The organism is Aquimarina rubra (genome assembly GCF_042684305.1).
GTDB lineage: Bacteria > Bacteroidota > Bacteroidia > Flavobacteriales > Flavobacteriaceae > Aquimarina > Aquimarina rubra.
The window spans coordinates 27,974-46,257 of the sequence record NZ_JBHULE010000002.1 but is presented as its reverse complement, the minus strand read 5'-3'; the positions used below and the strand labels follow the sequence as shown (position 1 = coordinate 46,257).

Sequence of the window (18,284 nt, the reverse complement as noted above, 5' to 3'; positions counted from 1 at the left end):
CCTGTAATCCCCTATTTTATTTAGGTTTTTTAAGAAAAATCACGTTATTGAATTCGTAATTAGAAGTCCTTATTTTGTGATTATTTTATTGAAACTTGTGTTTTTTTAAGGAGCTAAGAAAAGTAATCCTCAAAGCTCTGTTTTTCTTTTTCCTTCCTTAAGGTTTTGTTAATTTCAACAACTTGAAACACTTTAGATCGGAAATAATATGAAGAAACAAGGAATGTATCTGCCAGAATTCGAACACGACGCATGTGGTGCCGGATTTATCTGTAGCCTGGAAGGAAAAAAGTCGAATGATATTATTCATAAGGCGCTCGAGATTTTAGAAAAATTAGAGCATCGTGGGGCAGTAAGTTCGGATGGTAAAACCGGAGATGGAGCCGGAATACTTATCGACATTCCTCATGATTTCTTTTTGGAAAATTGTGAGTTTGAATTACCAGAAGCTGGCGAGTATGCAGTAAGTAATGTATTCTTACCTAAAAAAGAAAATCAAAGACATTATTGCATTGATACATTCGAAAAAAATATTACGGATCAGGGTTTAGTGCTGCTGGGATGGAGAGATGTTCCTGTAGATACGGTTCATTTAGGTGAGATCGCTGCCACGACAGAACCTTTTATCAAACAAATATTTATAGGTAAGAGTGATAAAGAACAAAGTTATTTCGATTTTAATCTAAAATTATTTACCGCTCGAAAAATTACAGAACACGAAATATACGGATCTAAGCTGTCAGAAAGTAAGTTTTTCTATCTACCAAGTTTGTCGACAAAGACATTAATATTTAAAGGCCTTTTAATGCCAGAGGATATTAAATTGTACTATACGGATCTAATGGATCCTATGGTAGTAACCAGATTGGCTTTGGTACATCAGCGTTTTTCGACAAATACATTTCCGACCTGGGATCTTGCACAACCTTTCCGTTATATGTGTCACAATGGTGAGATTAATACGCTAAGAGGTAATGTCACCAGAATGCGTTCCAGAGAAGAATTATTAGAAAGTAATTGGTTTGGAGAAGATATAAAGAAAATACTTCCGGTTGTTCTAAAAGGAAAATCAGATTCTGCGTCTATGGATATGGTAGTAGAATTGTTACTGATGACTGGTAGGTCTTTACCAGAAGTAATGATGATGATGGTGCCAGAAGCCTGGGAGAAGAATCCTGAAATGTCTGAAGCTAAAAAAGCATTCTATGAGTACAATTCTTGTGCAATGGAACCATGGGATGGTCCTGCGTCTATTCCTTTTACTGATGGAAATTATATTGGAGCAGTATTGGATAGAAATGGTCTAAGACCTTCTCGTTATACAGTAACAAAAGATGGATACGTAATCATGTCTTCAGAGACCGGAGTTGTGGATATAGAACCAAGTAATTTAGAATTTCATGGTCGATTGGAACCAGGAAAGATGTTCCTGGTAAATATGGACGAAGGCAGAATTGTGAATGATGAGGAGATCAAAGAAGAAATAGCCTCTAAGCATCCGTATAGAGAATGGTTGGATAGTAGTTTGGTACACTTAAAGGATATTCCTTACAATGATTGTCCTTTATTTTTAGGTGAAGAAACCATCTCTAAACGTAAAGAAGTATTTGGATATACTCAGGAAGATATAGATACAATTATCGTTCCGATGAGTCAGCTGGCAAAAGAACCAATCGGTTCTATGGGATCCGATACACCGATTGCAGTATTGTCAGAAAGATCTCAGTTGATCTATAATTATTTCAAACAATTATTTGCCCAGGTAACCAATCCTCCATTAGACGGAATCCGCGAGGAATTGATCACAGATATCAGTTTGACCTTAGGAGCAGATCATAATATTTTTAATATTAATGAAAAACACTGTAATAAATTAAAAATCCAGAATCCTGTTATTTCAAAAGAGGATTTAGATAAAATTAAAACATATGCAGATAAAGGTTTTAAGGCGACTTCTGTTCCTATGTTATATAATATCAACAGAGGACTTAATGGATTAGAAGATGCGCTGGAAGATACGCTAAATAAAGTTTCAGAAGCGATAGATGATGGAAGCAATATCATTATACTGTCTGATAGAAATGTTAGTAAACACAGAGCGCCGATTCCGGCATTGTTAGCTTGTTCTTTTGTCAATAGTGGATTACAGAAATTAGGAAAGCGTTCTCAGGTAAGTATTATTATTGAATCTGCAGAACCAAGAGAGGTACATCACTTTGCATTGTTATTTGGATATGGTGCCAGTGCTATCAATCCTTATATGGTTAATGAGATTATAAAGGAGCAGATAGAAGATAATAATATCACAGAATTAGAAGCAGAAGCAGCTGTAACGAATTATAACAAAGCTGTGGGCAAAGGAGTATTAAAGGTAATGAACAAAATAGGGATCTCTACCTTGAATTCCTACCGTAGCTCTCAACTTTTCGAATGTATTGGTATCAATACCAAAGTAGTTGACAAATATTTCCCGAATACCGCAACACGTATTCAAGGAATTGGATTATACGAAATCGAAAAGGAAATAGCTAAGCGCCACAAAAGAGCATATATCGAAAGAGAAGTAGATGCAGTACTAGATTTAGAAATAGGTGGACAGTATCGATGGAGACGAAATGGTGAAAAACATCAGTTTAATCCATTGTCTGTTGCTAAACTTCAGAAATCTGTAAGAGATAATGATCCTAAGACGTATAAGGAATATGCAGAATTGATTAATGAGCAATCTAAAAACTTAATGACGATTCGTGGATTACTGGAGTTTTCTAATTACGATCCAATTCCGTTAGATGAGGTAGAGCCTTGGACAGAGATTGTAAAACGTTTTAAAACGGGAGCAATGTCTTATGGGTCTATTAGTCAAGAAGCTCACGAGAATCTTGCCATTGCTATGAATCGTATTGGCGGTAAAAGTAACTCTGGAGAAGGAGGAGAGAACCCACTACGTTTTTATAAGGATGTAAATGGAGATTGGAAAAATAGTGCGATTAAACAAGTGGCTTCTGGTCGTTTTGGTGTTTCATCAAACTATTTGACAAATGCTGCCGAGATACAAATAAAAATGGCTCAAGGAGCTAAACCGGGAGAAGGAGGACAGTTGCCAGGACCAAAAGTAAATCCTGAAATTGCCAAAACTCGTAACTCTACTCCATATGTAGGATTAATTTCACCGCCTCCTCATCACGATATTTATTCTATTGAAGATTTATCACAGTTGATTTATGATTTAAAATCAGCAAACCGATCTGCTAGAATTAATGTGAAGTTAGTATCAGAAGTTGGGGTTGGAACCGTTGCTGCTGGTGTGGCCAAAGCAAAAGCAGATGTGGTGTTGATTTCTGGATTTGATGGAGGAACAGGAGCATCACCATTGACTTCCTTAAAACATGCAGGATTACCTTGGGAGCTTGGTATTGCGGAAGCACAACAAACTTTAGTGGGTAATAACTTACGTAGTCGTATTGTATTAGAATGTGATGGACAGCTAAAAACCGGTCGTGATGTAGCAGTAGCTTGTTTATTAGGAGCAGAAGAATTTGGTTTTGCAACAGCGCCTTTAGTCGCATCGGGATGTATTATGATGCGTGTTTGTCACCTAAACACCTGTCCTGTTGGTATCGCAACTCAGAATCCTGAATTACGTAAGAAGTTTAAAGGAAAACCGGAGCATGTAGTAAATTATATGTATTTTGTTGCTCAGGAGCTTAGAGAAATTATGGCGCAACTTGGTTTCCGAACTATTAATGAAATGGTCGGACAAGTACATAAGTTAGATCGTAAGCAAGCCATTGAGCATTATAAAACTGCAGGAGTTGATCTTTCTCCAATATTACATCAGGTAGAAGCACCTGAAGGAGTAGAAGTATACAATTCTGAGACTCAGGATCACGGTCTTCGCAAGTCCATAGATTTCGAAATTATAGAGCAAGCGCATCAGGCATTGTTCAGAAAGGAGAAAACCACACTAGATTTTGATATTACCAATACAGATAGAGCAGTAGGCGCAATCTTGAGTAATGAAATTTCTAAAATATATGGAGCTCAAGGATTACCGGATAGTACATTGAAACTGAATTTTACCGGAGCAGCCGGACAAAGTTTTGGAGCGTTTGCTACAAAAGGATTGACGATGATAGTGAATGGTAATACCAATGATTATTTGGGTAAAGGTTTATCTGGCGCTAAATTAATTATTAAAGTCCCTGATGAAGCTACTTTAGTGCCCGAAGAAAATGTGATTACAGGTAATGTTACTTTATACGGTGCTACGGATGGAGAGGTATATATTAACGGAAAAGCTGGAGAGCGATTCTGTGTACGTAACTCCGGAGCCAAAGCGGTTGTAGAGGGTATTGGCGATCATGGATGTGAATATATGACTGGTGGAGTCGCTGTGATCCTGGGAGAAGTAGGAAGAAACTTTGGTGCAGGAATGTCTGGAGGTATTGCTTACATCTATGATGATAAAAAGACCTTTGAAGCACATTGTAACAAAGAAGCACTAAATCTGGATCCGGTAGAAATACCAGAAGATGTGATCGAGTTAAAAGGTTTGATAGAATCGCATTACAATGCAACCTTAAGTCCGTTAGCGCAAAGAATTCTGGAGAATTGGGAAAATGAATTACCAAAATTCATCAAAATCTTCCCAGAAGAGTATAAGCAAGCTTTAAAACGATTAGAAGAAGAAAATTTAGCACAAGCATAAACGATATAATACATGGGAAAGATAACTGGATTTTTAGAATTTGAAAGAGAGATTGAACAGTACCAGCCTGTTAAAGATCGTATAAAAGGATACAACGAGTTTACAGTACCTATGGAGGAAAGTAAACTAAAAAATCAAGGAGCACGATGTATGGATTGCGGAATTCCGTTTTGTCATAGCGGATGTCCGTTAGGAAACCTTATTCCTGATTTTAATGATGCTGTATACAGAGGTAAATGGGAAAAAGCAGCTCGAATATTACATTCGACTAATAATTTTCCTGAGTTCACCGGTAGGTTGTGTCCTGCTCCTTGCGAAGAAGCTTGTGTTTTAGGGATTAATGAAGATCCTGTAACCATAGAAAATATAGAAAAAAATATAGTCGAACAAGCTTTTGAAAACGGATGGGTAAAAGCCAATCCTCCAAAGGAACGAACAGGTAAAACTGTTGCAGTAATTGGATCCGGACCTGCGGGATTAGCAACAGCACAACAATTGAATCGTGCTGGACATTTGGTTACTGTTTTCGAGAGAGATGAGAAGGTTGGAGGATTACTACGGTATGGTATCCCTGATTTTAAAATGGAAAAAAATGTAATCGACCGTCGTGTTGCAGTTTTAGAAGAAGAAGGTATTGTGTTTAAAACAAATACTCATATCGGGAAAGATATCAAAGCAGACCAACTAAAAGAAGATTTTGATGCGGTGGTATTATGTACAGGAGCAACCGTACGTCGCAATTTACCGGTAAAAGGAGCTGATCTTAAAGGTGTAGTGCAAGCCATGGATTTCTTACCACAAAACAATCGAAGAGTGGATGGAATCAAGGATTTGGGAGAAGAGATCTTAGCAACCGGAAAAGATGTGATTGTGATCGGTGGAGGAGATACAGGATCCGATTGTATTGGTACTTCAGTGCGTCACGGAGCAACTTCTGTAACGAATTTCGAGATTATGGGTAAAGGTACTACAGAACGTCCGGCGAATCAGCCTTGGCCATTTTGGCCAATGCGTTTACGCACGAGTTCTTCTCATCAAGAAGGTGTTGAACGTAACTGGAGTATTTCTACTAAAGAGTTTTTAGGAGATGCAAATGGTAACCTTACAGGTTTAATAACTTCAGAAGTTGAATGGGTAAAAGAAAATGGTCGTTTTACATTAAAAGAAATTCCGAACACAGAGAAAGAATGGAAATGTGAATTAGCCTTATTGGCACTTGGATTTACAGGATCTGAACCCACAATTGCTGAACAATTAGGAATCGATATGGATGCCAGAACCAATATCAAAGCTACTGAGGATAATTATACCACCAATGTAAAAGGTGTTTTTGCAGCAGGAGATACACGTAGAGGACAATCATTAATTGTTTGGGCAATTGCCGAAGGTAGACAAGCTGCACATCATATAGATACCTATTTAATGGGAAGCTCTAATCTTCCTCTAAAAGGAGAAGGAGATTTACCAAGAGTATAATTAAGTGAAACTCTATTCTGAATTACAATTTAATGCTAATTCATAATTGTTAGCAGAACTTATCCTGCCGAAAATCAGGTATCTCCTAATATTCAATATTAGTGTTAATAAAGGCTGCTAACATGGGAATTAGCAGTCTTTTTTTGTTTTGCTATTTAGTTGGAAACAAGAATTACCTTTTCAATATTCTATCATTTACTATTTTTTCCATAATAGATGCTTTATAATTTCGCCCAAGAGGAATATGATAAGAACCCATTATGATCCCCTCTATTTCAATAGCTTCAATTTTATGAACACAAACAATAAATGATTTGTGAACTTGCATAAAAATATTCGAGTCTAATTGTTTTGCAACTTCTTTCAGCGGAATTAAAGAAAGATGTTTTTTGCCATCTATGGTATGAAAAGCCACATAGTTCTGCATAGATTTTATGAATAGAATGTCATCAAAATATATTTTTTTGTAGGAGCTATCACATTTTAGAAAGATGTGATCTGGTTTACAATTTTCTATATCGGGAGTTACATTGGTATTATTTTGAACTAAAAGATACTGTTCTTTTACCTTAGTAACCGCTTTAAAAAAACGGGTAAATGTGATAGGTTTTAATAAGTAATCCATAACATCCAAATCAAACCCGTCTAATGCATAGTTCGGAAAAGCAGTGGTGATCACCACCATTGGTTTTGACTTCATAGATTTTAAAAACTCTATTCCATTCATTCTAGGCATTTGTATATCTAGAAAAAGTAAATCTGCTTGATGCGAATCTCTGATTTTGGTAAGTTCTAAAGGGTTACTACAAGACCCCATGAGTTCTAAAAACTCCACTTCTTTAATGTAGTTAGAGATACATTCTCTTGCCAATGGTTCGTCATCTATTACAATACATTTTAAGACCATAATTTTCTTTTTTAAGATTGTAATGAGGCTACTGGAACGATACCCTGTTCGGATGAAATTGGAACAGCATTTAATTGTAACTCAAGCTTTACTTTGTGAATTTCTTCGGTTTTCTCAATGAATAGCCCATATTGATCAAAATATACCAAATCCAATCTCCGCTGTACATTTTTTAGTCCTATTCCGCTGTCTTTCATAAGATCATCAGCATTATAGTCCTCTTGTCTAATTATAGTATTATCTATTTCGAATAAAACTTTTTCTTCAGTAAAACTTAGATGTATGGAAATCCAATTTTTTTGATCGTTACCCCGTGAGACATGCTTAAATGCATTTTCTACAAAAGGCATCAAAATAAATGGTGCTATAGAAACATTACCATAGATTTGATCTTCAATATTAGTAGTAACCTTCACGGTGTTGTCCAGTCTTAGTTTCCCTAAATCAATGAAGTTTTTAAGAAAATTTATTTCTTTTTCCAAAGGAATTTTAGATTCATTACATTCATACAATTGATACCGCAAGAGATCAGAAAAGTTGGCGAGTGACTCTGAAGCCATATCCGGATTCTTATGGATCAAGACAAAAATCGAATTGATCGTATTGAACAAAAAATGAGGATTGAATTGAGACTTCAAAAATTTAAGTTCGGTTTCTACCTTTTCCTTTTCTAATAACTGTTGTCTTTGTTGTGATTTAATCCAGTTTTTGGTCAGTTTGATACTCATTGCCAATGTCATACTTGCCAATGTAGAAGACAAAGGGCCAGATCTTAATAGCTTTGAAAAAGTTTGATTATCAAATAATTCAGCAACTGTAGAATTAGCAACATAAGCAGTAACAAAATATCCCGAAGTAAGTATGAGTACAGTAGTTAATATGGTTAATGCGAAAAAAAAGAGATACAAGAGGTATTTTCTTTTTTCTAAAAACTTGGGAATTAAATAATATAAATTGAAATAAACCGCTGCTGCCTGAAAAATAAAATAGAATAGGAACTTGACATTATAAGGCGAAAAGAAAATATTATAGGCAGCTTCTTTAATACTACCAATACCAATTGCCCACCACATATAATGATACACAAACCAAAAAAGAAGGTGATGCGCTTTGTAGCGATATAAACCGTTAAGTATTTTAGAATCTTTGATAGGTCCTAATTCTATCTGCATAAAACTTAGTCTTTAAGACCAAGTAAAATAAGAAAATAGTTTTGAAACATAGGTAGAGACTCTGATTTATTGACAAACGTGTCAAAATAATTGACGAAAGGATTCAGATAAGTGGATGTTTGGTTTAATAGTAAAGAAATCTTCATTTTTTGTTGATGATCAATAGTTCACTAGGTTTCATCAATTCAATACATTATAAATCTCATTTTCAAAATACCTTAGTGAATACAACTAAAAGTATTTAATTATGAGACAAACCAAAATCAACGTTCTCTTGCCAATTATAATTTTGATGAGTATTCAGGTTGTAATGGCTCAAAACAAATCAATAGTTAAGGAGGATCTGAATGTATTCCTGAATAAGTTCACGAATGATTACATCAAGGGAATGTTAGAAGTTAATACCGAAATATTCACACAATATTACGCTCCTGACATTAGGTTGATGCCTGCTTTCCAAAAGACACTGTTGGGCAAGGAGAACGCATCAATCTACCATAAAGCATTTTTTGATCGATTTGAAATTTTAGACTACAAAAGAGAAAATATAGAAATACTGGATCTGGACACTCAACTTTCGGTTTTAGGAACTTTTGTGATGAAACTCCGGCTAAAAAACTCGGAAAAGGTAGAAGAACTCCAAGGAAAATATATGGATATCTGGAAAAAAGAACACAACAAACTTTCCCTAATTTCAGAGATATGGAATTATAATCACCATACGGATCTTACAGAACAGTTAAAATTTGACAACGTTCCCGGTACCGTATTAGCCTTTCAAGGACATCTACCAATAGATACTAATGTTAGGTTCGAAATTGAAGCTATAAATAATTTCACAGAGGAATTTATAGCCTATAGGGATCATAAGTTATGGTCGCAGTTATATGCAAATGATGTCATAGCTATGTTTAGCTATAAACCGATGTATAGAGATAAAAAATCATTGGGTGTATTTATCAAAAAGCACGTAGAAGAACTTCCCATCTTTGAGAAATTAGATATAAGGAACAATCATATTGATGATTTGGGGGATTATGTGGTGAACTATGCAAGTCATATTGCTAACTGGCGAAATGATAGCTATTCAGGAATAAGTACAGGAAAAGGTATTAAGATTTGGAGAAGAGAACCTAATGGATCACTAAAGATAGTGAGACAAATAGCCACTTACGATTATAATTATTAACCAAATATCTTGTACTATGAAGTATACTTTAAAATTTAAAGCAACGATATTGACAACATTCTTTTTGATATGTTTTTCGATAAATACGTTTGCTCAGCATACCTTAAAAGGAAAAATAATTAATGACACCATTGACTCAAAAGTTTTAGCTCTAAATAAAATAGGATTAAACACAAAACGAAACGTAAAAATTTATCTTCCGCCAGGTTATTCTCAATCAAAAAACAAGTATCCCGTAGTCTATTATTTACATAGCTTATTTGAAAATCCAAATCACATAGTTTCTGATCATAAAACTCCAGAAATTGTAGATAAAAGTATTGAAAACAATCAATCTAAAGAGTTCATCTTTGTAGTTGCAGACTTCACCTCAACTACCGTAGGGAGCCTTTTTGAAAATTCAAATACCAGTGGACGTTGGTTGGATTTCATTACTACAGAACTAGTTCCGTTTGTAGATCAAAACTATAGAACAATATCAGATAAAAATAGTAGGGCGGTCATAGGTCATTTTATGGGAGGAAGAGGCGCATTACAACTTGGTATGACGTACCCGGAAGTTTTTAGTGTTGTGTATGCGTTGCATCCCGTGGCTACAGGATCAGGTTATCTACCAAGAGTTTCGTTAGCTATTGATTGGGATAAGGTACACGCTGCAAAGTCTTATGCGGAAATAAATGAGAACGTGATGGCCCAAATTTTCACTAGTGTTTGTCAAGCGTTTTTACCCAACCCTAATAGACCTCCATTGTATTGCGATTTTCTGTTTGAAAAAGATGAAAATGACAAATTAAAACTTAATCCTAAAAATGTAAGAAAAGAACAAAAGCAGTTTCATTTAGATGAAAAATTAGATGAGTACGCGGATAATTTAAGAAGTCTAAAAGCCATAGCATTTGATTGGGCAAGATTCGATCAAACACAAGCACATGTGATTTCTAATCGCAGATTTAGTAAAAAATTGATGGATATAGGTGTTGATCACGAAGGAATTGAATTTGTTGGTGATCCCTGGAACAAATATTGGGGCGATGATGGACGCATCGCGACAAGAGTCTTACCATTCTTAAATAAACATCTTAATTTCTAATAATCAAAAAACAACAACAATGAATAGAGTTTTTATTACAATATTCTTGATGTCTATATTGGTGTGTATACAATGTAAAGAACATAAGGAAGTCGAAAGTTTTTCTGCGAAACAGGATCAAAAATCAGTGCAAATGATTTTAGAGACTCTGGATGATCATACTATTTCTACAGAGGATAAAATGCAGGTGTGGGTTGATGATTTAGTTCATATGGCTCCAAATCACCCTGTAATTACTAGCAAAACTTCTTTAATAGAACATATCAACAACGAAAAACAATATGGTTTTGCTGATATGAAGCATGAAATAATACAAATGCATTCTTTTGAAAAGATCGTAGTGATGCACGGAAGAGTAAGGGGAACTTTTTATCCGGTTCATAAGAATACATCCAATATTTTTGAAACCAAAAACCTATTTGTTTTTAGAAGAATGGCAGATAACTCTCTAAAAATCTGGAAAGTCATTTTTAATATGACTTCTTAAACAAAATTGAATGTTAAGTTCTGAAGTGGTATTTGAATCGATGATATAAGTTAAAAACTAAAAAACCATAATAGAGATAAAAACTAAAACAATGAAAATATATATAGTCTTAGGGTTAGCACTATTGACATCATTAACGTGTGAAAATGCTAAAAAGAAGGAGAATGATGAATCTAAACAAGTAAGAACAGCAGAAAATCTTTTACAAGAATACAATCAAAAAATAAGTATTGCTACAAAGACAAGATCGTTTGAGGTAATACGTGATTTATATGATAAAGAGTCTTTGTTAATGACAGATTACAATCCGGTGATAGTAAATCATAACAATATTAAAATATACTATGATACCATATTCGCAAGGCAGAATATTAAAGAATATCATAGGCAAACAATAGATATTTTAGAATTTACAAACCGAATCATTGAGATAGGTTTATTTACCAAGGTTTTTGAAAACACTGAAAAACTAGAAGGTAAATATTTTAATGTATGGAAAAAGAATGCAGAAGGAAAACTAAAATTACGTGCAGAATCATTTGGGTACCTAAAACCTATTGAGGATCCAACCGTATTCTTAGTACCTGAAGCTAGTACTACAGTTCTTAATCCAATTCAAGCACCAAGAGAATTGGCTGCGTACTCCGCTTTGGGTAAAAATAATGTAATAGCTCGGGTTCCTGAGAAAACTGTGGATTCATATACAGATGATGCAATATATTTGCCGTTTGCTGATACTATTAAAACAGGAAAGTCTGTTTTGTTAGATCATTATAAAGCATATTACCATAATCCAGCAAAAATAGATTCTCTTGAGTTGATAACGTATGCATACGATAAAGTAGAAAACGGCTATATAAAATACGGTGGGTTTTATGTAGAATGGACAGTTCCAGGATTTTCTGGGAGTACTGCAGGAAACGGGGTTTCATATTGGCGTAGAGAAAAAGATAATTCACTTAGAATACATCGGCAAATAGGATTGCATACATATAAATAACGCGAGTTTGATGTGATATTTTTGATGTAAAAATCCCCTCGTCTCCGCCCATCGCAATAGCGCTGTCGCCCAAGTAGAAGGAACCACAGGTTTTGGCAAAAAAAACTGCTAATCATATTTGATTAGCAGCCTTTTCAATGATTGATGAATGTAATTAGTTGTTGGCTAGTTTTAAATAAACACTTAAAAATGAATTTTTATTCTGGTTGCTTGCTCAAGCGATATATTAGGATCCTGATCTTTCAATGATTTTACAAATTCTGGTGTGACATTATGAATTTTAAGACTCATAGCCTGATCCGCAGTAATATTATTATATCCTAAATCTTCAAAAGGTTTCACAAATTCGGGTGTTACATTATGGATTTTAAAAGAGATCATATCATCCATTGAAAGGTTGCCAAATTTTGTTTTTTTAAACTCTTTAATATATTCAGGAGATACGTTATGGATTTTTAGAGACATCAGGTCATCAATGTCTAGATTATTATATCCAATTTTCACATACTCGGCAGCAGCATCTGGTGATACATTATGAATTTTTAAAGACATAGCTTCTTCTAAAGAAATATTCTTATAACCAGCTTTTTTGAAGGTTTCTATAAATTCTGGACTCACATTATGAATTTTTAGTCCTACTACTTTATCTAACGGAATGTTTTTATATCCTGCATCGTGATATCTTTTGATGTAATCTGGTGTTACATTATGAATTTTAAGAGAAATAATATCGTCTACAGAGGCGTTCTCATAACCAAGTGCTTTAAATTGTTTTATAAAATCACCAGGAGTTTGTTGCGCATCTTGATATGCTTTACCTGAACTACTGGTAGAGCTTGACTGTCCATAACTTTTAGCAATTTTCACTTCTCCTGGAGAAACATTATGTATCTTTAATTTAATGGCTTCTTTTAAGGAAATATTGGTCTGTCCCGATTTTTTATAAGACTGTATGAGATCAGCTGTGACATTATGAATTTTTAAATCTTTTGCTTCTTTTAATGTGATATTAGGGTAGCCTATGTTTTTAAAACTAGTTATAAACGCTGGAGTGATATTATGAATTTTTAAGTTTTTAGCTTCCTTTAGCGTAATATTTTTATAACCAGCATCTTTATACGATTGAACAAATTGCGGTGTCACATTGTGGATCTTTAAATTCTGCGCCTCTTTTGCAGAGATATTGGTATATCCTTCTTTCTTAAAGTCTGCAATAAAATCTGGAGAAACATTATGAATTTTCAATTTCATATAGTCGTTTAACGACATCTTTTTATATCCATTATCGTTATATGATTTAATGAATTCCGGTGAGAGGTTATGAATTTTCGCTTTCGTAATTTCTTTTAACGTGGCCTTTTGACCATTCACCTTATTGATAAATTGTATATAAGAAATATCTACATCGAATAAATTTAGTTTACTTACTTCCTTCATTGAATAATTAGTGTACCCAAGTGTTGAAAGTTCTTTTCGGTACATTTTTAATTTTTCAAGAGAAAGTCCTTTGTGGATAATATCTTCAAAATCATCCTGGCTTAACGAAAGGTTTTCTTTCTTTAGGTACGCTAAATACGTATTATCAAAATCTGTAAGAAAACAATGAACTAGTTCCTCATTATCGGCCGTAAATCCTTGTTTAGATAGTGCGCTGCTGAAACTAGCATTTGGTGTAAAGGTATATCTTCCGTCTCCGATTCCATTTTCGAATTCACCCACATATACCATAGTTCCGGCATCTCTGGTAACTTCTAGTTTTTGTTTATCACCAGCAGGGAAACCAGCAAAGAAAGAAGGATCATAACATCGGGTTATAGACCAATAACTTCTTTTGAGAGGTTCTGCACTTCTGTACATAACACATAGTTTTCCCCCGCCAACTTCTGCGTCCCAAACACCTTTAGTAAAATCATTTTTAAATTTTGACTCTTTAAAATGTTCATCCGTAGGAGTTTCGAGTTCATTTGAAAAAGTTTCATCAACTTCGGCGATTGATGGATTAATACTAACCGGATTGAATGATAATACGGTTACGGCCAGTAAGGGAATAATGATTAGGTATTTCCATCCTGATTTTGCAGTCGATTTTTTAGAATTCATCATAATTATTCGTTTTTTGAGAAATGATTGATTGTAACTTGTTGCCAAACCTGTTGGCATATTTGGGGTTGATACTTTTAATAAATTCATTTGATACACTTCTTTATCCTCACCTTTAGTAAGCATACCGCTATCTGTAAGATATTCGAGATTATTATCAATAGCTTTTCGATATAACCATGCAAAAGGATTAAACCATTGTACGGTTACTAATAATTCTACCAACAACATATCTAAGCTATGTTTACCGGTAATATGCATTTGTTCGTGTTTCAAGATCTGTAAATAAGTATCCGGATTATATTGGTTCGGGTTGATAAATATTCTGTTCCAGAAAGAGTAGGGGGCGTGGTTCGTATCGGTTTCTACTATTTTATACGTATCTACTTCTATACTTGGATATTGTATCATTCTATATAATAGTACAGCTAATTGGATTAAAAAATTAACTCCAAAAGCCATGACTCCTAAAATATAGATATAGAGAATGATTGACTTCCAGTCTAAAGAAATAATAGAAGGAGTGATGGTATTTGCAATATTTTCAGAAGTCGAAGTCGTTACATTCTCTGATCCGCTATATTGAATTTCGTTTTTTGTAATTGGAATTTCAGTTACTTCAGTAATTTGATTTTCAACTTCAGATTTCTGAAAAAGAGTAGTTCTAAAAGAAATATTTTCCGGTACAGAAATAAATGGTAATGAAAATGATACAAGGATCAAACCTAATAATACCCATCTGTTTAGGTGATAAAAAGTCTCTTTAGCAAGGAATAATCTATAAATAACATACGATAAACCTATAAGTGCTGCACTGTAAATGATATAAGCCATTACTTATTGTTTTTAATGAGTTTAATGATTTCTTCTAATTCTTCGGTATTTATTTTTTCTTCTTTGGCAAAGAACTTTACCAAAGCCAGCGGTGAGTTGTCGAAGTAATTATTAACTACTTCACCTAAAACATCTTTTTGATATTCTTGTTTAGAGATCAATGGATAGTACTGAAAACTATTGCCAAATGCTTTATGACTGATAAACCCTTTTTCTTCTAAAATTTTTACAATCGTTGCAGTTGTATTATAATGAGGTTTAGGATCCGGTAATTCTTCTATAATTTCTTTTATAAAAGCTTTTTTGAGTTTCCATAAACTCTGCATGATCTGTTCTTCTCTTTTAGCTAACTTTTGCATGATCTTAAAATTTGATATAGCAAACGTACTACTAATTAGTTAGTTTTACAACTAATAAGTTAGGAGTTTAACTAATTTATTAGGAGTAATTCGTCGTAAGTGCTTTTTTTAAAGGTGTTTTGTAGGATTGTTAAATATGTGCTAAAGTGTTTTTAAAAAGGTAGATTGCCTAAATCCACGTTTCCTCCAGAGAGAATAATTCCTATTTTTTTATCCTGAAATCTTCCTTTTTCTCTTAATAAAGCTGCAAAAGGAACAGCGCAAGAAGGTTCTATAATGATTTTCATACGTTCCCAGATTAAACGCATAGCCGATATAATTTCTTCCTCATCTACGCGGATAATCTCTGAAACATATTTCTGTATGATAGGAAAGGTAAGATCACCTAAAGGCATTTTGAGTCCGTCGGCAGCAGTGTTGGTGGTTTCGTTAATTTCTAGAGTACCACTTTGCAATGCACGATAGGCATCATCAACTTCAAAAGGTTCTCCGCCAATAACTTTGCAGTTTTTACCAAAAAAATGAGCTGCTAATGCTGTTCCAGAAATTAATCCACCGCCGCCAACAGGAGAAAATATATATGCTAAATCAGGATAATCTTCCAGCAACTCTAAAGCTGCAGTTCCTTGTCCTAATATTACATTATGGTCATTATATGGATGTAAAAAAGTGGCTCCTTTTTCAGTTTGAATTCTGTTTGCTGTTTCTTCACGATCTTTATGAGTAGGAGGGCATTCTATAATATGACCACCATACGTCGCTACGGCATCTTTTTTTACTTGAGGAGCGTTTGATGGCATCACAATATATGCTTTCACTCCTAAACTTTGAGCAGCAAGTGATAGGGCTTGTGCAAAATTTCCAGAAGAGTGTGTAACTACTCCTTTAGATTTTTCCTTATCAGATAACCGCAGAATGGCATGCGTAGCGCCACGCATCTTAAAAGCTCCCATTCGCTGAAAGTTTTCACACTTAAAATATAAATCTGCTCCTGAGATTTCATTAAGGAGTCGTGATGTTAGGATAGGAGTTCTATGTATATAGGATGCTATGGTTTCAGCAGTATCGGTAAGGCTTTTTACATTCATGCTATTAATAAGTGAGATCACTCACGAAGATACTACTTTTTCCTACCTATAAGAAGTGTATTTGTTCCATGAACATTACTGTGTAGTTGAAATTCTATCTTATTAGAATAATTGGTAATTAGAGATTGTATATCAGAATCATCATTCAGTTGGATACCGGCGTTAAAAAGTACATTTCCTTTTGGTTTTATTAATTGAATGAGTTGATCCCAAAAAGAGATCCGATAAAATTCACTGGGTACTTTTAAATCAATAAAAAGATCTATGATGATCAGATCAAAAGAGTTTTTACAATTAAGTACAAAACGATGCGCATCTTCAGAAATAATGGTCAAATCTTTATTTTCTGTAATGTCGAATTCATCTTTTGCTACTTCAATAACAACAGGGTCAATTTCTACAGCAGTAATATGACCTCTATGGTTATATCGGTTTCTTAATGTATCTATTACACTTCCTCCGCCCATTCCCAGTAATAGTACACTTGACTTGCTATCAAAGTATATTTTGGACAGTCCATAATCTAAAATACGTTGTAAGGAACCGTAAGAATAATTGGCAGTTTCACTGTCCAACACTTTTTTTCCATTAATCCAGGTGATTTCCAGAGTCCCATTGATCTTCGAATGAATTTTCTTGGTAAGTGGCCAGATGTAGCTAACTATTTTTTTCATAGACCAGTATTCGTGATAGTTAAGAGGAAATATTAAAACAAAAACGTGTAGATTATAAATATTTAATTTTAGATAACCTACACGCTACTTTCTTAATAATTATAAAGCATTTGCACCAGCTTCTGCTACTGCATGATCATTTTCTACGCTACTACCGCTTACTCCAATTGCTCCTATAATTTCATCATTTCCGTTTTTAATAGGTATTCCACCTGGGAATGTTATCAAACCTCCGTTAGAGTGCTCTATATTATACAAAGAACCTCCTGGTTGTGAAAGTTCTCCAATAGTACCGGTATTCATATCAAAGAAACGAGCTGTTTTTGCTTTCTTTAAAGAGATATCAAGAGAACCTAACCAAGCCCCATCCATTCGGGCAAACGCTACAAGATTTGCTCCTGCATCAACGACAGAGATATTCATTTTGGTGTTTAATGCAATCGATTTTGCCTTTGCAGCACTAATAATTTTCTCTGCTTGTTCTAATGTAATGTTCATGTGAATTTTGTTTTAAAAGTATAAATAATCAGTGGCAATATCTTGATTAATTCACATTCAGAGATCAATTATATCATAAATAAAATATAAAGTTTAAAACAATTTTGTCTAAAATTGTACACGTGTATTAGCTATAGATTTATAAAGAAGATACGTTTGTTATCCAGCCATTTCATACGCTTCTTTAAGCCATGCTGCAAGTTCGGTATCTACCTGATCAATTGATTGTAATTGCACTCTGTGAGTACACATAGTACCAAAAGGACCGGAGTTTTGGAGTCGTTCGGTAATAGCTTTTCCTTTTAGTTTCAAACCAAGGTCAATTCTGGTTTTAGTAGCAGGTTTGATCAATGCAAATTGTTTTTTTCTAATAATGCTAACACTGGTTTTTTTAGGTGTTTTAATAACATCATCACCAAAAGATGTTACGATAGTAAGAAGCTTTTCATAGATTGGGATCAAGTTTTCTTTCCCTTTGTACTGGCTGGTTACCAAATCATCAGGCGTATCATTAGAATCCTTAGATAAAGTGACTATAGTATTTGCAAAACCGTGAGTTACTCCATGTTCTGTTTTTAAGAATTTAACTGCTTCACTATGTTTGGTAAATGATTTGTCTTTTAAAATTTCTTTCCATTCCTCTAAGGACTTACCTGTTTTTTCAGGCATATTGTTAATCATGGTTTGTAGCGCTTGATCCAT

At 34.2% G+C, this 18,284-nt stretch carries 14 protein-coding genes; 6 read left to right on the top strand and 8 right to left on the bottom strand.

Going from position 1 to position 18,284, the window contains the following annotated elements; all coding sequences use genetic code 11:
* The first annotated feature begins 208 nt into the window (after positions 1 to 208).
* A complete protein-coding gene (gene gltB, locus ACFSR1_RS00895; RefSeq protein WP_378288713.1) occupies positions 209 to 4,708 on the top strand; it encodes a glutamate synthase large subunit in 4,500 nt (1,499 codons plus the stop codon).
* Positions 4,709 to 4,720: 12 nt separating this feature from the next.
* Entirely contained in the window at positions 4,721 to 6,184 is a 1,464-nt protein-coding gene (locus ACFSR1_RS00890) for a glutamate synthase subunit beta (RefSeq protein WP_378288711.1), read from the top strand.
* A gap of 172 nt (positions 6,185 to 6,356) precedes the next feature.
* Here the strand turns inward: ACFSR1_RS00890 and ACFSR1_RS00885 are convergent, their stop codons facing one another.
* Positions 6,357 to 7,091, bottom strand: coding sequence for a LytR/AlgR family response regulator transcription factor (locus ACFSR1_RS00885; RefSeq protein ID WP_378288709.1), 735 nt, complete (start codon positions 7,089 to 7,091; stop codon positions 6,357 to 6,359).
* An 11-nt stretch (positions 7,092 to 7,102) separates the two neighbouring features.
* A complete protein-coding gene (locus tag ACFSR1_RS00880; protein ID WP_378288707.1) occupies positions 7,103 to 8,263 on the bottom strand; it encodes a sensor histidine kinase in 1,161 nt (386 codons plus the stop codon).
* A gap of 247 nt (positions 8,264 to 8,510) precedes the next feature.
* On the opposite strand from ACFSR1_RS00880, the gene ACFSR1_RS00875 reads away from it, so the two are divergent.
* From ACFSR1_RS00875 to ACFSR1_RS00860, 4 genes are all read left to right on the top strand, one after another.
* Entirely contained in the window at positions 8,511 to 9,452 is a 942-nt protein-coding gene (locus ACFSR1_RS00875) for a hypothetical protein (protein ID WP_378288706.1), read from the top strand.
* A 16-nt stretch (positions 9,453 to 9,468) separates the two neighbouring features.
* Complete coding sequence (locus ACFSR1_RS00870; RefSeq protein WP_378288704.1) at positions 9,469 to 10,542, top strand: alpha/beta hydrolase; 1,074 nt, start codon at positions 9,469 to 9,471, stop codon at positions 10,540 to 10,542.
* Between the two features lie 19 nt (positions 10,543 to 10,561).
* Positions 10,562 to 11,029: a hypothetical protein gene (locus ACFSR1_RS00865; RefSeq protein ID WP_378288702.1), complete on the top strand. Its 468-nt coding sequence runs from the start codon at positions 10,562 to 10,564 to the stop codon at positions 11,027 to 11,029.
* A 91-nt stretch (positions 11,030 to 11,120) separates the two neighbouring features.
* Complete coding sequence (locus ACFSR1_RS00860; RefSeq protein WP_378288700.1) at positions 11,121 to 12,029, top strand: hypothetical protein; 909 nt, start codon at positions 11,121 to 11,123, stop codon at positions 12,027 to 12,029.
* A 183-nt stretch (positions 12,030 to 12,212) separates the two neighbouring features.
* Here the strand turns inward: ACFSR1_RS00860 and ACFSR1_RS00855 are convergent, their stop codons facing one another.
* The 6 genes from ACFSR1_RS00855 to ACFSR1_RS00830 all read right to left on the bottom strand — a co-directional run bounded on the left by ACFSR1_RS00855 (position 12,213) and on the right by ACFSR1_RS00830 (position 18,284).
* Positions 12,213 to 14,963 carry a M56 family metallopeptidase gene (locus tag ACFSR1_RS00855; RefSeq protein ID WP_378288698.1) on the bottom strand — a complete coding sequence of 917 codons (2,751 nt, stop codon included), beginning with the start codon at positions 14,961 to 14,963 and terminating at the stop codon, positions 12,213 to 12,215.
* Positions 14,963 to 15,322, bottom strand: a complete 360-nt coding sequence (locus tag ACFSR1_RS00850; RefSeq protein ID WP_378288696.1) for a BlaI/MecI/CopY family transcriptional regulator — start codon at positions 15,320 to 15,322, stop codon at positions 14,963 to 14,965. The genes ACFSR1_RS00855 and ACFSR1_RS00850 overlap by 1 nt, the downstream gene beginning before the upstream one ends.
* A gap of 152 nt (positions 15,323 to 15,474) precedes the next feature.
* Entirely contained in the window at positions 15,475 to 16,410 is a 936-nt protein-coding gene (locus ACFSR1_RS00845; protein WP_378289669.1) for a threonine ammonia-lyase, read from the bottom strand.
* Between the two features lie 32 nt (positions 16,411 to 16,442).
* The gene (locus ACFSR1_RS00840) at positions 16,443 to 17,084 is read right to left on the bottom strand and encodes a spermidine synthase (protein ID WP_378288694.1); all 642 of its coding nucleotides are present in this window, start codon (positions 17,082 to 17,084) and stop codon (positions 16,443 to 16,445) included.
* Between the two features lie 99 nt (positions 17,085 to 17,183).
* The gene (locus ACFSR1_RS00835) at positions 17,184 to 17,582 is read right to left on the bottom strand and encodes a GlcG/HbpS family heme-binding protein (RefSeq protein WP_378288692.1); all 399 of its coding nucleotides are present in this window, start codon (positions 17,580 to 17,582) and stop codon (positions 17,184 to 17,186) included.
* 159 nt (positions 17,583 to 17,741) lie between these two features.
* Positions 17,742 to 18,284, bottom strand: coding sequence for a DUF4287 domain-containing protein (locus ACFSR1_RS00830; RefSeq protein WP_378288690.1), 543 nt, complete (start codon positions 18,282 to 18,284; stop codon positions 17,742 to 17,744).